The sequence below is a fragment of the Chromohalobacter sp. HP20-39 genome (assembly GCF_033052815.1).
In the GTDB taxonomy this organism is placed as follows: domain Bacteria; phylum Pseudomonadota; class Gammaproteobacteria; order Pseudomonadales; family Halomonadaceae; genus Chromohalobacter.
This window is the reverse complement of record NZ_JAWHTP010000595.1, coordinates 1-278: the sequence shown is the minus strand read 5'-3', so window position 1 is coordinate 278 and position 278 is coordinate 1. Positions and strand designations below refer to the sequence as shown.

Genomic DNA, 278 nt, shown 5'->3' with positions numbered 1-278 from the left:
ACACGTCGGAGCTGAAGCCCTGGTGGTACTTCACGTCACCGGCCGGAAGGTCCTCTGCGGCCTTGTGCTCGAACTCGGCGAACAGGTCCGCGGGCATCTTGCCCAGGGTGTTGACCAGCACGTTCAGGCGGCCGCGGTGGGCCATGCCGATGACGATCTCCTGCACGCCGCGTTCGCCGGCACGCTGGATCAGCTCGTCCATCGCGGCGATGAAGCTCTCACCGCCTTCCAGCGAGAAACGCTTCTGGCCGACGTACTTGGTGTGCAGGTAGCGCTCC

Annotated in this window: 1 protein-coding gene; it reads right to left on the bottom strand. The window is 65.5% G+C overall.

The genetic code is table 11. The annotated features are described in order from the left end of the window. Nucleotides 1-278, bottom strand: a 278-nt coding sequence (locus RVY79_RS19320; protein ID WP_317466185.1) for a hypothetical protein, incomplete at both ends; no start/stop codon positions are given.